Genomic DNA, 18,678 nt, shown 5'->3' on the forward strand with positions numbered 1-18,678 from the left:
AACGCGTCAGCGGCGCCTTGGCTGCGCGACGCGCGCGGTCCTGGGCCTGCGCCCGGCCACCAAGTTCTGACGCGCCCGCGGGAACGAACGGTGTGACGATTCGAGATGACTGACGTTGGAGAAACGGTCGAAGCCGCGCCTTTCGACTACGCCTGCGCCCCGCCCTTGCTGATCGCGCGTTTTCCGGCCCCGCGCCGCACGCTGGGCTGGTCGATGCTGCATCCCGGCTTCGCCACCGTCCGCGACGTGGTTTGGCTGGAGGTGCGCAACAGCGATCTCGGCCTCGATGTCGACGCCCATGCGTTTCTGCGGGCGCGTCTGGCGCAAGCCGGTCAAGGCGATGCGCTCGCCTTCATGACCTCCCGCGACATTCGGCGGCACCATTTTCGCCAAAGCCGCGTCGAAGGGATCGAGGCGGCGTGCCTGACCACCGTCGGCTTGTCCAATGGCGAACGCGTCGGCGCGCGAAAACAGCCGCCCGCGCTGGCAGGAACGATCAACACGCTGGTCCATGTGTCGCAACGCCTGAGCGACGGCGCGCTGGTTGAAGCCTTGTCCATCGCCGTGCAAGCGCGAACGGCGGCGATCCTCGACACAAGGCCTGCAAGCGCGGAAAAGCCCGTCACCGGCACAGGCACCGATTGCCTTGTCATCGCCGCGCCCTGCAACGGAACGCCACTGTGCTGCGCGGGGCTGCATACGGCTGTGGGCGAAGCGATCGGCGGCGCGGTCTATGAGGCCACCAGCGCAGGCGCGCGGGAATGGAACGCCGAATTCGGGATCGGCTGAGCGCGCCGCGCTCGCAAATCGGCGCTTGCTTCGCCGGAAGGTCACGACTAGTAAGCGCATGTCATCGGTGCCCCGGGTCAAGCCGGGGTGAAACGGGAATGCGGTCAGGACAAATCTCCGAACAGGAGAAAAGTCCAAAACCGCAGCTGCCCCCGCAACTGTAGGCGACTTTCCTTCCGCCCTTACGCCACTGGAAGCCTTGGCTTCCGGGAAGGCGGCGGAAGACGGGTCGCGAGCCAGGAGACCGGCCGATGCACAGCATAACCTAACGCCGTCGGTGGGACGGCAGGAGGATCCATGGCTACGCTCTCCAAGCGTCGCGCCGCCGTGCTGGCGGGCGGCTCGCTGCATTCTGTTTTGGCGCGAACGACGACCGTCGCGCCATGAGCGCGACGACAGGCGCGCCCCCCGCGACCGACCGCGCGGGACTGGGGCGGGCGCTGATCTCACCTGCGCTGGCGGGTCTGGTCGCCGTGCTGACGCTGGCTTCGCTGAGCGTCGGCGCCGCAAAACTCCCCGTGAGCGCGGTAGTGGACGCCCTGTTCGGCGCGGGGAGCGAGGCGCATCGCGTGATCGTTCAGGACATCCGCCTGCCGCGCACGCTGCTCGCCGCGACCATCGGGGCGATGCACGGCCTGTCGGGCGCCGCCCTGCAAGGCCTGTTGCGCAATCCGCTGGCGGCGCCCTCGCTGTTCGGCGCGCCGCAGGCCGCCGCCTTCGGCGCGGTGCTGGCTATAGCGACGGGACTCGGCGACGCCTTGTCCTTCGCCTTGCCGCTGTCGGCGATCCTGATGGCGTTTCTGTCCGCCTGCATCCTGGTCGCGATCGTCGGGCGCGAGTCGAACCTGCTGCTGCTGATTCTGGCGGGGCTGGCGCTGTCCAGCCTCGCCGGCGCCGCCACCGCGCTCGCGCTCAATCTGGCGTCCAACCCGTTCGCGGCGCTCGAAATTTCATTCTGGCTGCTCGGCTCGCTCGATGACCGCAGCTTTCGCCATGTGCTGCTGGCCTGGCCGTTCATGGCCTGCGGCGCCTGGCTGCTGTGGGCGCGGCGCGACGCCTTTCGCGTGCTGAGCCTGGGCGAGGAGGCGGCGCAAAGCCTCGGCGTCAACGTGACGGCGCTGCGGCTCCAGGTCATTCTCGGCGTCGCGCTCGGCGTCGGCGCCTCGGTCGCGGTCTCCGGCACGATCGGCTTCATCGGCCTGGTGGCGCCGCATCTGATGCGGCCGCTGGTCGGGCACGATCCGGGCCGGCTGCTGGCGCCCAGCGCGCTGGCCGGCGCGGCGCTGCTGCTGGCGGCCGACATCGCCGTGCGCCTCATTCCCTCCAGCTCCTCGATCAAGGTCGGCGTGATGACGGCGCTGATCGGCGTGCCGTTCTTTCTTTACCTGGTGTTCCGCGAACGCCTCAGACTGGGAGGCGCGACGGCATGACGAGCGGGAATTTCGAGGTTTGCAATCTCCATGTCCGCCTCGGCGGCCGAAACGTGTTGCGCGAGATTTCCTTCAGCGCGCAAGCCGGCGCGCTGATCGCGCTGGTCGGTCCCAGCGGCGCCGGCAAAACCACTTTGTTGCGGGCGCTGGCGGGCCTGATTCCCAGCGAAGGCGGCATCGTCATGGCCGGCGAGAATCTCCGCGCGCTGTCGGTCGCGCAGCGCGCCCAAAAACTCGCCTATGTGCCGCAGGACGATGCGGTGCATTGGCCGCTGCCGGTCCGCGACGTCGTGGCGCTGGGACGCTATCCGCATGGCGCGACGCGCCCCGGCCGACTGCGTCCGCGCGATGTCGAGGCCATTGCGCGGGCGCTCGACGCGGTCGATCTCGGCGACATGGCGGAGCGGGCGGTCACGCAGCTTTCGGGCGGCGAGCGTCGCCGGGTGGCGGTGGCGCGCGCGCTGGCGACGGAAGCGCCGGTTTTGTTCGCCGACGAGCCGACGGCTTCGGTCGATCCGCACTACCAGCTTTCGATCATGACCCTGTTGCGGCGGCAGGCCCGGCAGGGCGCGCTGGTCTTCGTGGTGACGCACGATCTCGGCGCCGCCGCGCGCTTCGCCGACCGCGTGCTGATGCTGCGCGCCGGCCGTCTGGAAGAAGCGGGGGCGCCGCGCGATGTGCTCGCGCCCGCCCAGCTCGCGGAGGTGTTCGCCATCGACGCGTTTCGCTGCGATCACGCCAGCGAGCCGGTCATCGTGCCCTGGGCCGCGCGATGAATGTTTTCGGGCGGCTCGCCGCGGCGGCGGCGCTGGCGTGTTTTGCGCCCTGCGCCTGGAGCGCGCCGGCGCGCATCGCCTCGATCAACATGTGTACGGATCAACTCCTGCTGGCGCTGGCTGATCCCGAGCAGATCGCGGGTTTGGGGCCTTATGCCCGCGATCCGCAGATGTCGTGGCTGGCCGAGCAAGCGAAAAACTATCCGCGCCTGAGCGGCGAGGCCGAAGACCTGATCGCCTTGAATCCGGATCTGGCGCTGGCCGGCAAATATGGCAAGAAGGCCACGCGCGATCTGCTGCAGGACCATGGCGTGAAGATCGCGGAATTCGACGTTCCCCGCAGCATCGAAGATGTGAAGACTCAAGTCCGCCGCGTCGGCGAGATCGTCGGGCATCCCGAGCGCGCCCGCGCGTTGAACGACAGCATCGACGCGGCGGCGGCGCGGGCGCGCGCCTCGGCGGCCGATGGGCGCATCCGCGTGCTCGCCGTGTCGCGCAGGGGCTGGGTCGCTGGGAGCAACGGTCTGTTGTCATCGCTGCTGGCGACCGTCGGCCTCGCCAATTCGGCATCGGACCTCGGATTGAGAAGCGGCGGCTTCGTCACGCTGGAAACCGTGATCGCGACCGAACCCGATTTGATCCTGGTGGCGGAATCGTCGCCACGCGCCGAGGACCAGGGCAAGGCGATGCTGCTGCATCCCGCGCTCGACCGCCGCTATCCGCCGGCGCGCCGCATTGTCATTCCCGAAGCCCTGACCATGTGCGGCGGGCCGATGCTGCCCGCCGCGCTGGATCGCCTGTCGGACGCCATCGGGCGGGCGTCGCGCTGATCAATCGGCGGCGTTCTTGACGCGCTCCGGGTCCTGCTCGCAGCCCTTCCAGAACACGGGACGCTCCAGCCAGCGCTGGATGAAATTCCACGCCCGCTTGTAGCCGTTGTGCGGCAGCGTGCAGGCGGTGCAATCCTTGCGCTTGACGCCGTTGCGGTCGACGAAGACCTTGTAGGGGCCGGGACATTCCAGCGCGCTGAGCGGGCAATAGCAGAACAGGCAGTTGAACTCGCGCTCCACGCCGGGATGGCAGGGCATGAACGGACAGGCCGAATTGGTGAAGCCCATATAGGCTGTGTTGCTGGTCGTATCCTTGGGCTGCATGCGCTTCCTTCCATGACAAATTCGGTTTATCCGACCCGGCGCGCGACGGGTGCGCGCCGCCGCGTCTCGACCACGCGCATCCGCGCCACGAGGCGCGCGGCGCGTTCGGGTTCTTGCGCCAGGGGAATGTGAAGATAGCTGGCGACGAGACCGCGCTCGGCATGGCCGGCGCGGATCGCGGGATCACCGTCGCGGGCGCCGCGCAACAGCCAGGCCGGCGACGGCGGCGCGCTCGCGCGATCCCACACGCTGTAATGAAATTCATGGCCGCGCAGCGTGTCGCCGACGCCCGCCAGCGGCGTATCGGCCAGCGCCGTCGCCTGACGGTAGCCCAGCGCGGCCAGCCGGTCGGTCATCCGCACGGTTCCCGGAATTAACCCGGCCATGCGATGCAGCACGCCCTCGGCGTCGATCAACGCTTCGGTCAAAACCATGAAGCCGCCGCACTCGGCGACGATGGGCGCGCCTGCATCTTGCAAGGCGTGGAGGTCGCGCCACAGCGCCGTGTTGGCGGCGAGTTCGCGGGCGTAGAGTTCGGGATAGCCGCCGCCAAAAAACGCCGCCGACGCGCCCTGCGGAAGCGTCTCGCCCGCGACGGGGCTGAAGCGGATGACGCGCGCCCCCGCGGCGGACAGGAGGTCGATGTCGTCCTGGTAATAGAAGGAGAACGCCGCGTCGGACGCCAGAGCGAGGATCGGGCCGTCCTGTTGCGCGCGACGCGCCGGGGCGGCGCGCGGCTTTGGCAGGGACGGCGCCGCCCGCGCGATTTCGAGCAGGGCGTCAAGATCGAAATTTTCCTTCACCGCCTCTGCCGCCCGCGTAAGCGTCGTCGCGTTGTCGCCGCGATGCGCCGCCTGATCCAGCCCGAGATGCCGCTCGGGGATGGCGAAATCCGGCAGGCGCGGCAGCCAGCCGAGCGTCGGAAGGCCGGTGGCGGCGGCGATGGCGGCAGCGCACCCCCTCGCATGACCTTCCGATCCCGCGAAATTCAGCGCCAGCGCCGCAACCGGTTTGTCCGGGTCGAAACGCGAAAACCCGAGCGCCGTGGCGGCTGCGCTGCGCGCCGCGCCGGAAATGTCGAGGACCAGCAGCACGGGCGCGTCGAGCGCGCGCGCGATCGCCGCGGTCGAGCCCTGGTCGCTGTCGAAACCGGCGCCGTCGAACAGGCCCATCACGCCTTCGATCACCGCGATATCGGCATCCGCGCAGGCTCGCGCGAAACTGTCGCGCATGGCGGTTTCGCCGAGCATCCAGACGTCGAGATTGCGGCAGGGCCGCCCCGCCGCCGCGCCCAGCCAGCCGGGGTCGATATAATCCGGGCCGCATTTGAACGGCTGCGCGACCAGGCCGCGCCGGCGCAGCGCGCCGATCAATCCGGCGGTGAGCAGGGTCTTGCCAGACCCCGATCCGGCGCCGGCGATGACGATCCGCGCCGTCATGACGCGGGCGCCGTCGCCGCGCCGCGCCGCAGCAGGTAGATGTCGAGAATCCAGCCGTGACGCTCTTTCTCGCGGCGCACGGTCTCGGCCAAGGCCGGGCCGATGTCCGCCAGCGGGCCGGACCTGAGAACCTCGTGCTCCGTCCCGAGATAGGCGCCCCAATAAATATGAAAATCTTCCGGATCGATGCGGGCGAAGGCGGCGTTGGAATCGAGCATGACCACGACGGAGTCGAAATTCTTGGCGCCGCCCGCCAGCAGCCGCCGCGCCGTGGTCACCAACAAATCGCCGCCGATCTCATGCAGGGAAATAGCGTGGCGCGCGGCCAGCAGGTTCAGGCTGCTGACGGCCGGCGTCACTTCGACCTCGAATTTTCCGGGGTGTTCCGCCTGAATCCGGCGCAGAATGGCGATGCTGCTGTCGTAGAACGCGGGGTCGCCCCAGACCAGCACGCCCCCGGTTTCGCCCTCGGCCAGATGCGTCTCGAACAGGGTGGAAAGAATCTCGGCCTTGCGCGCGTGCCAGTCGGCGACCACGTCGAGATAATCGTCCTGCGCCGGCGGGCGCGGCGGGCTTTCCGCCGTGATAATGCGATAGGCCCCGGGCCCGCGATAGAGATCGAGAATGCGCCGCCGCGCGTCGCCAAGCTCCGCCTTGCCGCGCCCCGGCTTGTCGAGAAGGAAGAACACATCGACCTTGCGCAACGTCGCAATCGCCTGCGCCGTCAAATATTTCAGCCCGCCCGGCCCCATGCCGATCAGAAAGATTTTTCTCATGGCTGTTTCCTATCGCGCCAGCGCCAGCAGGGCGTCGAGATCGAGATTGGCTTCGCAATGGTCGGCGAGCGCCTCCAGCGTCGCCTCGACGCGGGCCTCGAAATCGAGCTGCGACGTCTGCGCGCCGATCCGGCGCAGCCAGGCCGAACGAAAGGCGTCGCCGGCGAACAGGCCGTGGAGATAGGCGCCGGCGACGCGGCCGTCGGGCGAAACCGCGCCCTCCGGCGAAAAAACGCCGTCGCCATGATCCAGTTCGAGCCAGGGCCGCGCCAGGCCGGCGCCGGTGGTGCGCCCCATGTGCATCTCATAGCCGGAGACGCGCGCGCCGGTGAGGCGGTCGAAAGCGTCGATCTCCACCAGACGCTTTTCCCCCGACATTTCCGTTTCAATGTCGAGCAGGCCGAGCCCTTCCGTCTCGCCGGGCGCGCCCTCGAGTCCCTGCGGGTCGCGCACGACGCGTCCGAGAATCTGATAGCCGGCGCACAGGCCGATGACGCGGCCGCCCCGGCGCACATGGGCGCGCAGGTCGATGTCCCAGCCCTCGCGCCGGATGAGGTCGAGTTCGGCGCGCGTCGCCTTCGAGCCGGGAATGACGACGACATCGACATCGCCGGGAATGGGCGTTCCCGGCTGAATCCATTTCAGATTGACGTCGGGCTCGGCGACCAGCGGATCGAGATCGTCAAAATTGGCGGCGCGCGTCAGCCGCAGCACGGCGATTTTCAGCCTGCCCCGGCTGCCGGCGGCGGCGCGCTCCAGCGCCAGCGAATCTTCCGCCGGCAGGCGCTCGGCGGCGGGGAACCAGCGCAGCACGCCGAGGAACGGCCAATTGGTGCGCGCCGTGATCGTCTTGCAGCCCGGCTCGAAAATGGAAAAGTCGCCGCGAAACTTGTTGATGATATAGCCGACGACGCGGGCGCGATCCGCCTCGTCGAGCAGCGCCCAGGAGCCGACCAGCGCCCCCATCGTCCCGCCGCGATCAATGTCGGACAGGAAGATGACGGGCAGGTCGGCTTCCTCGGCGAAGCGCATGTTGGTGATGTCGGAGGCGCGCAAATAGGCTTCCGCGCCGCTGCCGGCGCCTTCCACGATCACCAGATCGGATTCGCGGGCGAGGCGCTCGAAGCTGTCGACCACCGCCGGCATCAGTTCGCGGCGCATGTGGTGATAGATCTTCGCGGGACAATTGCCGAGCACGCGCCCGCGCAGAACCACTTGCGCGCCAATGTCGGTTTGCGGCTTCAGCAGCACGGGATTCATGTGGATCGACGGTTTGGCGAAACAGGCGCGCGCCTGCAGCGCCTGGGCGCGTCCGATCTCGCCATGCGGCGGCCGGCCGTAGGGGCCGGGCGGCAGGTCGGAATTCGCGGCGACGGCGGCGTTGTTGCTCATGTTCTGCGCCTTGAACGGACGCACCGCCAGCCCGCGACGGGCATAGGCGCGGCACAGGCCCGCCACCACCATGCTCTTGCCGACGTCGGAGCTGGTGCCCTGGATCATCAGGCTTTTGGCCCGACGCGGAGCGGCGCTGGCGTGCGGCGTGTAGGCGATGCGGGAGATCAATTCGGCGACCTCGGGAGGCGTCATGTTTTTCCTCAATTCGGCAAGCGCCCGCGCGCCGCGGATGGGCGTGGAGCGGGCTTGGAAGCGATTGACTTCAGGGGGAGGCGGGCTTTACCAAGGCCGCGTGATCATCGTCAGCGCCCTTCGCCACATCGAGCGCCTCGTGGCCGAGCGGACTTTTACGCGCTCGCTGTCGCTGCTCGCGCCTTGGCAAACCGTCATTTTCGATGACGGAATCCTGCCGCGCGACCGGCTGATTCTGGCGTTCAACGACATCACCGCGCCGCAGCCCGGCTGCGTCGTCCCCGACGAAGCCCTTGTCGGCGCCATCGTCGATTTCGGCCGCGCCTGCCGCGCCGACGACCATGTGCTCGCGCATTGCTGGATGGGCGTCAGCCGTTCGCCGGCCGCCGCCTATATCATCGCCTGCGCGCGGGCGCCGGGCGAGGAGAAGGCCATCGCCGACGCCTTGCGCCGCCGCGCCCCGACGGCGACGCCCAACCGCCTGCTGGTGTCGCTGGCCGACGAGCTTTTGGCGCGCGGCGGAAAGATGGTCGATGCGATCGACGCCATCGGACGCGGCTGCGAATTCGACGGCGACGCGCCGCCGTTCGCCCTGCCGCTCGACTGGAGCGCGGACGCCGACGAGATGATCTGAACGCGCCTTTGAACACTTCATGGCGCGCCCACGGCCCGGCGACGGCAGAAGTCGAGCACGTGGCGAATCTGGCCCCAGGTCGCAGGACAGAACACGGTGCGGCCTTCCGAAATCGCCGCGCGCGCCCAGATCGCCCTGCGGCCCAAGGCTTTGGCGCTCTCGTAATCGACGCTGCCGGGCGGCGGCGCGAGATCGAGGATCACGGCGTGTTCGGGCAGCCGCGCCAGAACGTCGGCGCCGATATATTGCATCAGGTCGGTGGAAAGAACGAGGTCGAACGGCGCCGCCTGCTCCGCGAGGTCGGCCAAGCCATGCGGCGTGGCGCCCATGAGGATCAGGGCGCACGCCTCGTCGCGGTCGACGGCGATGGCGTGGACGTTCACATCCTCGGACAGCAGACAGCGCAACACGCCCTCGGTGAATTTCGCACGGCCGGCGACCAGCACGTTGGGCCTTGACTTGGACGGAAGCGTCGCGGCGCGGGAGGCCGGCGCGAGGCCGGCGGTCTTGACCGGTTCGGCGCCGCTGCGATTTTGCGCGCGAACGCCCGGCGAACGGGGATGGGCCTTCCGCTCCTGCGCGTTGAGGAAAATCCAGCGCAACACGATCTCCAGATCGCGCCAGAAACGGCTCGCAAGACGGAACGATGCGCGCGAAGCGTCTTGCTTTTCTCGCGTCATTGCGAGGCGCCGTTCGTCGTCAGGCGACATCGCCAGAACCAGAATCATGACTGGCCTCCGTTGCAACCGCTTTTGCGATCGGCGGAGGGATCATTCGGGTGGGTGGGAATCCGCATGTGAAAACTCTGGATGAAGCCGCGCCGCCCCAGCCGGGCGGCGTCAGGTCAAAGGCTTGAAAATCTCGCGCTCATGGGCGGACAGACTGATCGCGGCGCGGGGGCGCAAACGGCCGAAAGCCGCGTGTTTCCACGCGAACGACAGCGTCAGACGATTGGGAATGTCGCGAGGGGGCGATGCGCGCTAACTGAGGGCCGAATCCCTGCCAAGCCGCGTTGCGATCACCAATACATTCATCATCACAAACCTCCTGCCTCGCCTCACCCGGCGGGTCTGAGTCCAATCGACGATGGCAGGTTTCCTGGCTCGCGGATCGCCGCCTGAATCCGCCTTCCCAACCCAAGGGGTCAGTGGCTTTTCGAAACAGGCTAGCCGCTTACAGTTGCGGGGGCAGCCACGGCGTTGAACCGTGTTCCCTATTATCTTCGGCGTCGAAACGCCGAAGCACCATCCCGGCGATTGTGGCGCCAGCGGCGCATCTTGGCAAGCGGCTGTTTGCCGCCCGCGAAAATTGTCGGGGACGAGCGAGGCGACGCGGGGGCTTGTCCCATTCCGCGTCGCCCTTGAGAGCGGCTCCTCTTAAGGCGAATCGACCGAGGCCGCTGGCGCCAGGGCCGCTGGCGGGGCCGTCCGACGCTCCCTGCGGCCGACGAAGAACGCCATGACCGCGACGAAGAACACCGGCACGAACACCACGGTCAGCAGCGTCGCCGAGACCATGCCTCCGAACACGCCGGTGCCCAGCGCCTGCTGGCTCTTGGCGCTGGCGCCGCTGGCGATCATCAGCGGCACGACGCCGAGGATGAAGGCCAGCGAGGTCATCACAATCGGGCGGAAACGCAGCCGCGCCGCCTCGATGGTCGCCGCCACCAGCGTCAGTCCCTGCGCCCGCAAATCCCGGGCGAACTCGATGATGAGGATGGCGTTTTTCGCCGACAGGCCGATGATGGTGATCAGGCCCACGGTGAAATAGACGTCATTGGGCAGCGTGCTGAGATAGCCGGCGGTCACGCAGCCGACGATGCCGAGCGGCGCCGCCAGCATGACCGAGAACGGGATCGCCCAGCTCTCGTAAAGCGCGGCGAGGCACAGGAACACGAACAGCACCGACAGGCCCAGCAGGAAGGCCGCTTGCGAGCCGGCGAGCTTTTCCTGCAGCGATTGCCCGGTCCAGTCATAGCCGAAACCGCTGGGCAGCGTCGCCATCAGCCGCTCCATTTCGGCGATGGCGTCGCCGCTGGTGAAGCCGGGTTTCGGTTCGCCGGTCAGGCGCACCGACGGGTAGCCGTTGAAGCCGATGATCTGCGTCGGCCCCACCGACCACGCCACCCGCGCGAAGGCCGACAGCGGCGCCATTTCGCCGGCCTTGTTGCGCACGCTATAGGTCAGGATGTCCTCGGCGCGGACGCGCTTGTCCTCGTCGGCCTGCACCACCACGCGCTGGGTGCGGCCGCGATTGATGAAGTCGTTGACATAGACCGAGCCGAGATGGGTGGAAATGACGTCGTTGACGTCGGTGAAGGAGACGCCGAGCGCGCCGGCCTTTTCGCGGTCGATCTCGATGCGCACCAGCGCGGCGCCGGGCAGCCCCTCCTCGACGATCTTTTCGATCACCGGGGATTTCGCCGCCGCCGCGATGAGAGCGTCCTTGGCCGACATCAGCGCCTCATAGCCGCGTTGTCCGCGATCCTGCAGCCGGAACGAGAAGCCCGAGCTGTTGCCGAGATTGGGGATCGGCGGCGGCGCGAGCAGGGACGTCTGCGCGTCGGGAATGCGCGCGAGAAGCGGATTGGAGCGGGCGATGATGGCGTCCGCAGAATCCTCCTTGCCGCGCTGCGACCAGTCCTTCAGCGTGATGAACGCCTGCGCGGTCATCGACCCCTGGCCATAGAAGCTGTAGCCGGTGATGAAGGTGACGGATTCGACCGCCGGCTCCTTCAACAGCCGCGCCTCAACCTGCTTGACCACGTCCAGCGCGCGCGAGGCGCTGGCGTCGGAGGGCAAGAGAACGTCGGCCATCACATAGCCCTGGTCGTCGACCGGCACGAAGCCCGACGGCGCCTTCCACAGGCCGTAGCTCATGGCGCCGACAATCACGAGATAGAACGCGAGAAAGGCGGGCCGGCGACCGATCGCCCAGCGCGTCACGGCGGCGTAGCGGTCGGTAAGCGCGTCGAAGAAGCGGTTGAAGGCGCCGAAAAAGCCCTTTTTCTCGTGATGGTCATGGGCGAGCGGCTTCAGCAGCGTGGCGCAAAGGGCCGGCGTCAGCGTCAGCGCCAGGAAGGCCGAAAACCCAATGGACACCACCATGGCCGCCGAAAACTGCTGGTACATGATGCCGACCGAGCCGGGGAAGAAAGCCATCGGGACGAACACCGCCATCAGCACCATGGTGACGCCGATCACCGCGCCGGTGATCTGCTCCATCGCCTTGACGGTGGCCTCGCGTGGCGAACACCCCTCCTTGGCCATGATGCGCTCGACGTTTTCGACGACGACAATGGCGTCGTCGACAAGAATGCCGATGGCCAGCACCATGCCGAACATGGTGAGCACGTTGATCGACAGGCCCAGCGCATAGAGCGCGCCGCAGGTCCCGAGCAGCGCGATGGGCACGACGATGGTCGGGATCAGCGTATAGCGGAAGTTCTGCAGGAACAGGAACATCACCGCGAAGACGAGCACGACCGCCTCGACCAGCGTCATCAGCACTTTTTTCACCGAGGCTTTCACCACCGGCGTCACGTCATAGGACACCTCGGCCTTCACGCCGGGCGGGAAAAATTGTTCAAGCTCCGCCATTTTTTCGCGCACGGTCGCGCTTGTCGCCAGCGCATTGCCTGACGGCGCGAGCTGCACGGCGATGGCGGCGGCGGGCTTGCCGTTGAGGCGCGTGGAAAATGCGTAGGTGAGGCCGCCGACTTCAACACGCGCCACATCGCGCAGCCGCACGGCGGCGCCTGTGGAATTGGCGCGCAACACGATGGCGCCGAATTCCTCCGGCGATTCCAGCTGGCCCTTGACCAGCACCATGTTCTGGGTGCGCTCGGCCGAGGGGCTCGGCGGCTGCGCCAACATGCCGGAGGACACCAGCGCGTTTTGCGCGCGGATGGCGGAGGTGATGTCTTCCGTGGTCAGCGCATAGCCGCGCATCTTGTCAGGATCGAGCCAGACGCGCATGGCGCGCTCGGTCGAAAACAACCTGACGCGGCCGACGCCGTTCACCCGGCGGAGTTCCGGCAGAACGTAGCGTGTGGCGACGTCGCCCAGCCCGATCTCGTCGAGAGAACCGTCGGGAGACGTGAGCGTGACGAATTGCAGGATCGCCGTCGAGGCTTCGAGAATCGAAATGCCCTGCTGCTGCACCGCCGGAGGCAGACGCTGCTCGATGCGCTTGATGCGGTTTTGCACGTCGACGGCGGCGAGCGCGAGATCGGTTCCCGGCTTGAAATCGACGTTGATCTCGACCTCGCCGGTGGTGTCTCCGGTTGATTCGAAGTTCAGGAGATTGGCGGCGCCGCTGAGCTCCTCCTCAATCAGGCGGGTGACGGAATAATACAGATCCTGCGTCGAGGCGCCGGGATAGGAGGTCGAAATCGAAATCGAGGGCGGCGCAACGATCGGATATTGCGACACCGGCAGGAAGGGCAGCGCGAGAATGCCGCCGAGACAGATGAAGATCGCGATGACCCAGGCGAAAACCGGGCGCGCGATGAAAAACGCGGGCATGCAGTCAGGACTCCGGAAAGGGATTCGGCTGTCGTTTTACGAAACGCGTTTATCCGCGTTCCGCCCGCGCTTGCGGGCGCCCGGGCGAAACGGGTTGTGGGTCGACGTGACCGCCCGACATGAACTTCTGGAACCCCTCGACGACGACGCGATTGCCGGTGTGCAGGCCCTCCTCCACCACCACCTGATCGCCGAGCGTGCGGCCGAGGCGCACCGGCTGCAGCACGGCGCGGCCCTGGTCGTTGACCACGAACACTTCGGCGCCGCCGGCGTTGTTGCGCTGGACCGCCTGACGCGGCACGACGATGGTGTTGGCGCGCACGCCTTCCTCGATCTGCACGCGCACATAGGCGCCGGGCAGCAGCGCCGCGTCGGGATTGGGAAACTGGGCGCGCAGAGTCACCTGGTTGGTGCCGGGATCGACGGTGACGTCGGAAAACAGCAGCTTGCCTTCCAGCGGATAGGTCTTGCCATTCTCGAGGATCAGCCGCGTGCGAATGACGGCGCCCTTTGCGGCGTCCTTGGGCTTCAGTCCGCCGCGCTCCATCTCCTCCTTGAGCGCGTTCATTTCGGAGACGGACTGGGTGAAGTCGGCGTAGATCGGATCGAGCTGCTGGATGGTGGCGAAGGGGGCGGGCTGATCCTGCGAGGCCAGCGCGCCTTCGGTGACCAGGGCGCGGCCGATGCGGCCGGCGATCGGGGCGCGGATGGTGGCGTATTCGAGATTGACTTCGGCGCGGCGCACGGCGGCCTTCTGCGCCAGCACATCGGCCTCGGCCTGCCGTTCGGCGGCCAGCGCGAGGTCATATTGGGACTGCGTCGTGGTCTGGCCGTTGAGCAGCGCCTTGAGGCGGTTCTCCTGGCGGTCGGCGTTGAACAGGATCGCCTCGGCCTTGGCCAGCGCGGCGCGGGCGCTGTCGAGATCGATTTGGAACTGGGTGGGGTCGATGCGGTAGAGCACCGCGCCCTTTTCGACCAGGCTGCCCTGTTCGAACGCGCGTTCGAGCACGATGCCGGACACGCGCGGGCGCACTTCGGCGATGCGCATCGGCGCGATTCGGCCGGGCGCGTCCTTGGTCATCACCATTTCCTTGCGCTCGACCGTGACCACGCCGACAGGAGGCGGGGCGTCCGCGTCGGATTCCGCGCGCGCAGCTACGGGGGAAAGCGCGGCGGCGAGCGCCAGCGCCATAAAACTTCGGCCTTTGATTTTCGTCGCCATGTGATTCAGCATCGTTCCTCTCGTTCGCCCTATCGCCTGCGCGGGGCGCAGTTCGGCTTATGCGCCAAGGCTGCGGGCGCGAACCTGTCGTTTGCCTGTCAAGGGATGCGGAAAAATCGGGCGTCGCAGCGCATGCGGAACGGGGCCTGCGCGGAAGACCGGTTTGTGCGATGCTCACCGCCGCAACCACGAGGGAGGCTGAAGTGGCAAGTGTTTCGAATCCGCCAAGAATGAGCGCAAAAGCGGGCGCAAGCGTCGGCCCGACCGTCGACGCACGGCGCGAGGCCGCCTCTTGACGCGCCGACGGCCTTCGCTCGTTGGCCTGGTGGTTCAGCGCATCGCGTTTTTCGCGGCGCTGGCCATGATCGCGCAGCTCGCCGGCGTTTTCTGGGAATACTGGTCGGACAACCAGACGCTGGAACGCTACGCTATCGAAATGGAGACGGAGGCGCTGGCGCCCGGCGTTTCCGTCCAGAACGACCGCGCCGCCTTCCGTCTGCCGCCGGACGCGCGCAAGCGCTATGGCGGCGGCGACAGCGGCTATCTCGTGCGGGTGCGCACGGCGGCGGGCGCCCAGCTCTACTCCAATTGCGACCGCGCCTGCGAAAAACACTTTCCGCCGCTCGATGTGACGCCTCTGGTGTTCTGGATGCGGCAGGTGAAGCCCGGCGAGACGCTGCAAGTCGTCGGCGGGCGTGTCGTGGCCGAGCGCCCCGAGCCTGTCATGATCGAGATCGCCATTGTTGACGACCGCGAGGGGGTGATGGCCCGCGTGTTCGCGCAGGAGGTGATCGACCACATGCTGCTGCCCATGAGCCTGATGCTGGTGTTCGTGCTGGGCGCGACGATCTTTTCGGTGGCGCGCAGCCTGCGCCCGGTGCAGGACGCCGCGCGCCGTCTGGCGCGGCTCGACCCGCACGCGGAGGCCGCGCAGCTGCCGACCACCGGCATGCCCGGCGAAATCGCCGAATTCACCCAGGCCGTCAACGCCGCATTCGACCGCGCCGCCGAGCTGATGCGCTCGCAACGGCTGCTGACGTCGGCCATTTCGCACGAAGTGCGCACGCCATTGGCGGTCGCCCGGCTCGAGCTGGAAAAAATCGCCGATCCCCGCGCGAGAAAAGTCGAGGAGGATCTGGAGGCGCTCAACCATCTGGTCGAGCAATTGACGGGTCTGGCGCGGGTCGAATCTGCGCAGCTTGCGCCGATGGAGGAGATCGATCCCGCGGCGCTGGCGGCGCAGGCGGTGGTCGATCTCGCCGATTTCGTCTATCGCGCTGGCAAGAGCATCGCCTTCGCCGACGAGGGCGCCACGCCCTTCAAAGGGCATCCGGCCCTGGTCGAGAACGCCCTGCGCAACCTGATCGAGAACGCCGCGCGCCATGCGCCGAAAGGCGCCGAGATTCGCGTCGAGGCCGGACCGGGCGCGGTCCTCCGCGTGATCGACGATGGAGGCCGGATCGGGGGAAGCCGACCTGCGCCGGCGGCGTCCGGCCGGACAGGCCTGGGCTTGAAGATCGTCGGCCGCATCGCCGCCGTCCACCGCGCCGCGTTCCAATGGGAGCGCATCGAGGGCGAGGGGGTGACCGCCACCCTCGATTTCACGCCAAAGCCTTGAGCGACCGGACCTCCCCGACGCGGCTCAGAACGCGTGCGAATAGCCGACGCGGACCGCGTTGGAGACATGGCCGCCCTCGGCGAGCTGGGCGGTGTAGCCGACGCTCCACACGCCCACGCCGACCCGGCCCTGCACGCCCAGGCCGAGTTCGCCATAATTGAGCGCCACATGCGGAATCGCCACGCGCGCCGAGGCCATGGCGGCGTTGGCGCTGGCGAGCTTGAAGGTGGCGTAGCGCGTTTCGGCGTCGAAATCGTGGTTGTAGGTCAGCCGCGCGAACGGCGTGACGCCCATGAAGGCGCCGAACGCCTCGACGCCGGCCATCAGCGTCTGGCTGCGCGCGATGGTCTGCGGCATCAAAACATTGCCGCCGGCGGCGCCTGTTTCGGTATAGCCGTCGATTTTCGCCCATTGCAGCTGATAGCCGGCGACCGGACCAGCCTTCGCCACGCCGAAATCGAAATCATAGCCCGCCTCGACGAACGCCGACTGCAAATCGCCGGAGGTCGAACCGAGCGCCGTCAGGCCATAGGCCGCGGGGCGGTTGATGTTGTCGAAATTGGCGTAGCCGAAGGAATAGCCGGCCTGGGCGTAGAAGCCGTCGGCCATCGCGCGCCCGTACAGGCTGAAATCATAGCCGTCGGCGTCATGGCCGAAGGCGCCGTGGCGGTTGATCTGGCCGGCGCCGAAGGCGCCGCCGAAAACCAGATTGGGCGAGAACGTATAATCGAGGCCGATGGAGCCCTGAAAACCGTTGCGGGTTCCGGTCTCTCCGGTCGGGCTGGTCAGGTTGTCGCCGTTCACATAGCCGAAGGAGCCGATGATCCAGGGCGTGAACGTGCCCGGAGCGGAGCCGCCGGCGCGGCGGTTGGCGTTGAGCTGGGCGGCGACGTTGCCGGAATTGATTCCGGCGAGCGACAGCGCCGATTGCTGCACAGCGGCGACCGCGAGCGGCCCCGTGCCGATCATCCAGGCCAGATATTGCGGATCGACATAGGTCGGCAGGGTCATGCGATAGACCAGCACCTCGGCGTCGCTGTTGACCGATTGCGCGCAGCTGACGCCGCTCGTGACGCAGGTAGTGGACAGGAAGTCGTTGTCATTGCCGATGAACAGGAAGAAATCCTGCGGCTTGCCTTCCTCCAGCGCCGGCGCCAGCGCCATACCTTCCCATTTCTCCGTCAGGGTGAGGCGGGTCGGATTCTTGTTGTCGACGTTGACGCCGAACTTGCTCAGCTGCGCCGTGTTCAGAATGTTCAGGGCTTCGACCTGCTGCGCTGGCGCGATGGAGGAGACCAGCTTGCCGCCGGGCGAAAGCGGCGTGGCGGTGGTCTCGTACACCGACCCGGCGATGTTGGTCGCGCCGGAGACGTCGACGAACAGCACGCTCTTGAACACCGGATTATTGCCGACGGACTGTCCCAGGCCGTTGCCGTCGCGCGACAGCACCAGGAACTGCGTATCGTTCAGCGCCAGCAGTTCCGACTGCGCAGCGGTGCGGTTGGCGGCGCCCCCGCCGCCGGTCGAATTGTAGATCGGCAGTTGCAACACGTAATCGGCGATCGGATTGGCCGGCGTCTTGCTCGACGCGATGTCGTAGATCATCAGCCGGGTGTTGGTTCGGGTCTCCTGGCTCGACGACGAGTCCTGCATGGCCGCGCTTTGCAGCAGCGTCACCAGCTTTTTCTGGTCGGGCGTGATGGCGAGGCCTTCAAGACCCTGGTTGAGGCGGCGTCCGGTCTTGGCGTCGACCAGCGACGTGTAGTTCAGCTGGCCCGAGGCGTCGCGCGGAACCAGCGCCGCCGGCGGCGTGATCACGCCGAGCAGCTTGCCCGTAGCGTCGAAATAATAGACGTTGGCGCCATATTCGTCGGAGACGTAGAAATTGCCGTTGTTGAGGAAGCGCAGGCCCTCGGCGTCCAAGCTGATCTTGCCGGCGCCGGCGGTTCCCGCGGCCGGGCTCGGCAGGGTGATTCCGTTCTGCACGGTGGTCCCGCCGGCGTCGAGGCCGGTGGTGACGTTGCCGTTGAAATCGCGCAGATAGAATCCGCCGTTCATGGTCAGCTGCAATTGGTGCTGCGAGGCTTCGCTGACCGGGAGATTGGCGTTCGACACATAGGGCGTGAACGCCATCGACAGGATGTTCACGCGCGCGGCGTAATCGCTGAAGGCGACGCTGCTGACCCCGTTCGGGCCACGGTCGGGCAGGGCGTACATGGCGCCGACATAGCCGGTCGCCGTCTTGCGCCAGCGGCTCAGATCGAGGGCGAAGCCCGAAAAGGCGCCGAAGGTGTCGCCGGCGAAATCGAAGGTCGAATCGGCGGGGAGCCGCGCCATGCCCTGCAGGCCCTGGTTGACGACGGTCGTTCCGTTGAGCGTGGCCGAGGTCGAACCCGCGACGCTGATGACGTTCGGCGTCTTGTAGACGAGCGGATCGGCGAGAACGGCGAGCGGTTGCAGGATTGACGCGGCGACTCCCGAGAACAGCGCCGTCTTGAATGCCCTCGAAAATGTCCACGCCATCTGTTTCACCCCGTCGCGATTCCGCCACAATTCGGCCTGCGGTCCGCTTTAGGTGGGGTCCACGACAAACATGTGACGCTCGTTATTTGAATTACGAAACGGCATGGGCGTTTGGCGCCGGGCCAGTCTATCGGCGCCCGCGTTGCTTGGGGAACTCCAAGCAAACCGATTGAAACGGCTCATCCTGTTCGATCAGCGCCTTGC

At 67.3% G+C, this 18,678-nt stretch carries 14 protein-coding genes and 2 riboswitches; of the genes, 6 read left to right on the forward strand and 8 right to left on the reverse strand.

All coding sequences use genetic code 11. From position 1 onward, the window contains the following. The first annotated feature begins 105 nt into the window (after positions 1–105). The 4 genes from CFB24_RS01255 (at position 106) to CFB24_RS01270 (ending at position 3,825) form a co-directional block, all read left to right on the forward strand. Positions 106–789, forward strand: coding sequence for an adenosylcobinamide amidohydrolase (locus tag CFB24_RS01255; protein ID WP_088518752.1), 684 nt, complete (start codon positions 106–108; stop codon positions 787–789). A gap of 48 nt (positions 790–837) precedes the next feature. Further along, positions 838–1,056: riboswitch (cobalamin riboswitch) on the forward strand. A 116-nt stretch (positions 1,057–1,172) separates the two neighbouring features. Continuing rightward, complete coding sequence (locus CFB24_RS01260) at positions 1,173–2,219, forward strand: FecCD family ABC transporter permease (RefSeq protein WP_088518753.1); 1,047 nt, start codon at positions 1,173–1,175, stop codon at positions 2,217–2,219. Next, complete coding sequence (locus CFB24_RS01265; protein ID WP_088518754.1) at positions 2,216–2,995, forward strand: ABC transporter ATP-binding protein; 780 nt, start codon at positions 2,216–2,218, stop codon at positions 2,993–2,995. The genes CFB24_RS01260 and CFB24_RS01265 overlap by 4 nt, the downstream gene beginning before the upstream one ends. Next, entirely contained in the window at positions 2,992–3,825 is an 834-nt protein-coding gene (locus tag CFB24_RS01270) for an ABC transporter substrate-binding protein (protein ID WP_088518755.1), read from the forward strand. Before CFB24_RS01265 ends, CFB24_RS01270 begins: the two co-directional genes overlap by 4 nt. On the opposite strand, the gene CFB24_RS01275 is transcribed toward CFB24_RS01270, so the two are convergent. From CFB24_RS01275 to CFB24_RS01290, 4 genes are read right to left on the reverse strand one after another with little or no spacing between them, the layout of a single operon-like run. Further along, on the reverse strand, positions 3,826–4,149 hold the full coding sequence (locus tag CFB24_RS01275) for a cysteine-rich small domain-containing protein (protein ID WP_088518756.1): 324 nt from the start codon (positions 4,147–4,149) through the stop codon (positions 3,826–3,828). It lies immediately after the preceding gene. A 26-nt stretch (positions 4,150–4,175) separates the two neighbouring features. Next, positions 4,176–5,588: a cobyrinic acid a,c-diamide synthase CobB gene (locus CFB24_RS01280; protein ID WP_088518757.1), complete on the reverse strand. Its 1,413-nt coding sequence runs from the start codon at positions 5,586–5,588 to the stop codon at positions 4,176–4,178. Next, positions 5,585–6,364, reverse strand: a complete 780-nt coding sequence (gene cobF / locus CFB24_RS01285) for a precorrin-6A synthase (deacetylating) (protein ID WP_088518758.1) — start codon at positions 6,362–6,364, stop codon at positions 5,585–5,587. Before cobF ends, CFB24_RS01280 begins: the two co-directional genes overlap by 4 nt. 9 nt (positions 6,365–6,373) lie before the next feature. After that, a complete protein-coding gene (locus CFB24_RS01290) occupies positions 6,374–7,951 on the reverse strand; it encodes a cobyric acid synthase (RefSeq protein WP_088518759.1) in 1,578 nt (525 codons plus the stop codon). Positions 7,952–8,015: 64 nt separating this feature from the next. Here CFB24_RS01290 and CFB24_RS01295 point away from each other — a divergent pair, with 64 nt between their 5' ends. Next, the gene (locus CFB24_RS01295; RefSeq protein ID WP_141098306.1) at positions 8,016–8,585 is read left to right on the forward strand and encodes a tyrosine phosphatase family protein; all 570 of its coding nucleotides are present in this window, start codon (positions 8,016–8,018) and stop codon (positions 8,583–8,585) included. A 17-nt stretch (positions 8,586–8,602) separates the two neighbouring features. On the opposite strand, the gene CFB24_RS01300 is transcribed toward CFB24_RS01295, so the two are convergent. The 3 genes from CFB24_RS01300 to CFB24_RS01310 all read right to left on the reverse strand — a co-directional run bounded on the left by CFB24_RS01300 (position 8,603) and on the right by CFB24_RS01310 (position 14,345). After that, positions 8,603–9,313 carry a hypothetical protein gene (locus CFB24_RS01300; protein ID WP_088518761.1) on the reverse strand — a complete coding sequence of 237 codons (711 nt, stop codon included), beginning with the start codon at positions 9,311–9,313 and terminating at the stop codon, positions 8,603–8,605. 343 nt (positions 9,314–9,656) lie between these two features. Next, positions 9,657–9,849, reverse strand: a riboswitch (cobalamin riboswitch). A 112-nt stretch (positions 9,850–9,961) separates the two neighbouring features. After that, positions 9,962–13,111, reverse strand: coding sequence for a multidrug efflux RND transporter permease subunit (locus CFB24_RS01305; RefSeq protein ID WP_088518762.1), 3,150 nt, complete (start codon positions 13,109–13,111; stop codon positions 9,962–9,964). Between the two features lie 49 nt (positions 13,112–13,160). Next, on the reverse strand, positions 13,161–14,345 hold the full coding sequence (locus CFB24_RS01310) for an efflux RND transporter periplasmic adaptor subunit (RefSeq protein ID WP_088518763.1): 1,185 nt from the start codon (positions 14,343–14,345) through the stop codon (positions 13,161–13,163). Positions 14,346–14,625: 280 nt separating this feature from the next. On the opposite strand from CFB24_RS01310, the gene CFB24_RS01315 reads away from it, so the two are divergent. Continuing rightward, positions 14,626–15,951, forward strand: a complete 1,326-nt coding sequence (locus CFB24_RS01315; protein WP_141098307.1) for an ATP-binding protein — start codon at positions 14,626–14,628, stop codon at positions 15,949–15,951. 24 nt (positions 15,952–15,975) lie between these two features. On the opposite strand, the gene CFB24_RS01320 is transcribed toward CFB24_RS01315, so the two are convergent. Beyond that, positions 15,976–18,474, reverse strand: coding sequence for an esterase-like activity of phytase family protein (locus tag CFB24_RS01320; RefSeq protein WP_088518765.1), 2,499 nt, complete (start codon positions 18,472–18,474; stop codon positions 15,976–15,978). Between the last annotated feature and the right edge of the window lie 204 nt (positions 18,475–18,678).

It is taken from the genome of Rhodoblastus acidophilus (genome assembly GCF_900187365.1).
In the GTDB taxonomy this organism is placed as follows: domain Bacteria; phylum Pseudomonadota; class Alphaproteobacteria; order Rhizobiales; family Beijerinckiaceae; genus Rhodoblastus; species Rhodoblastus acidophilus.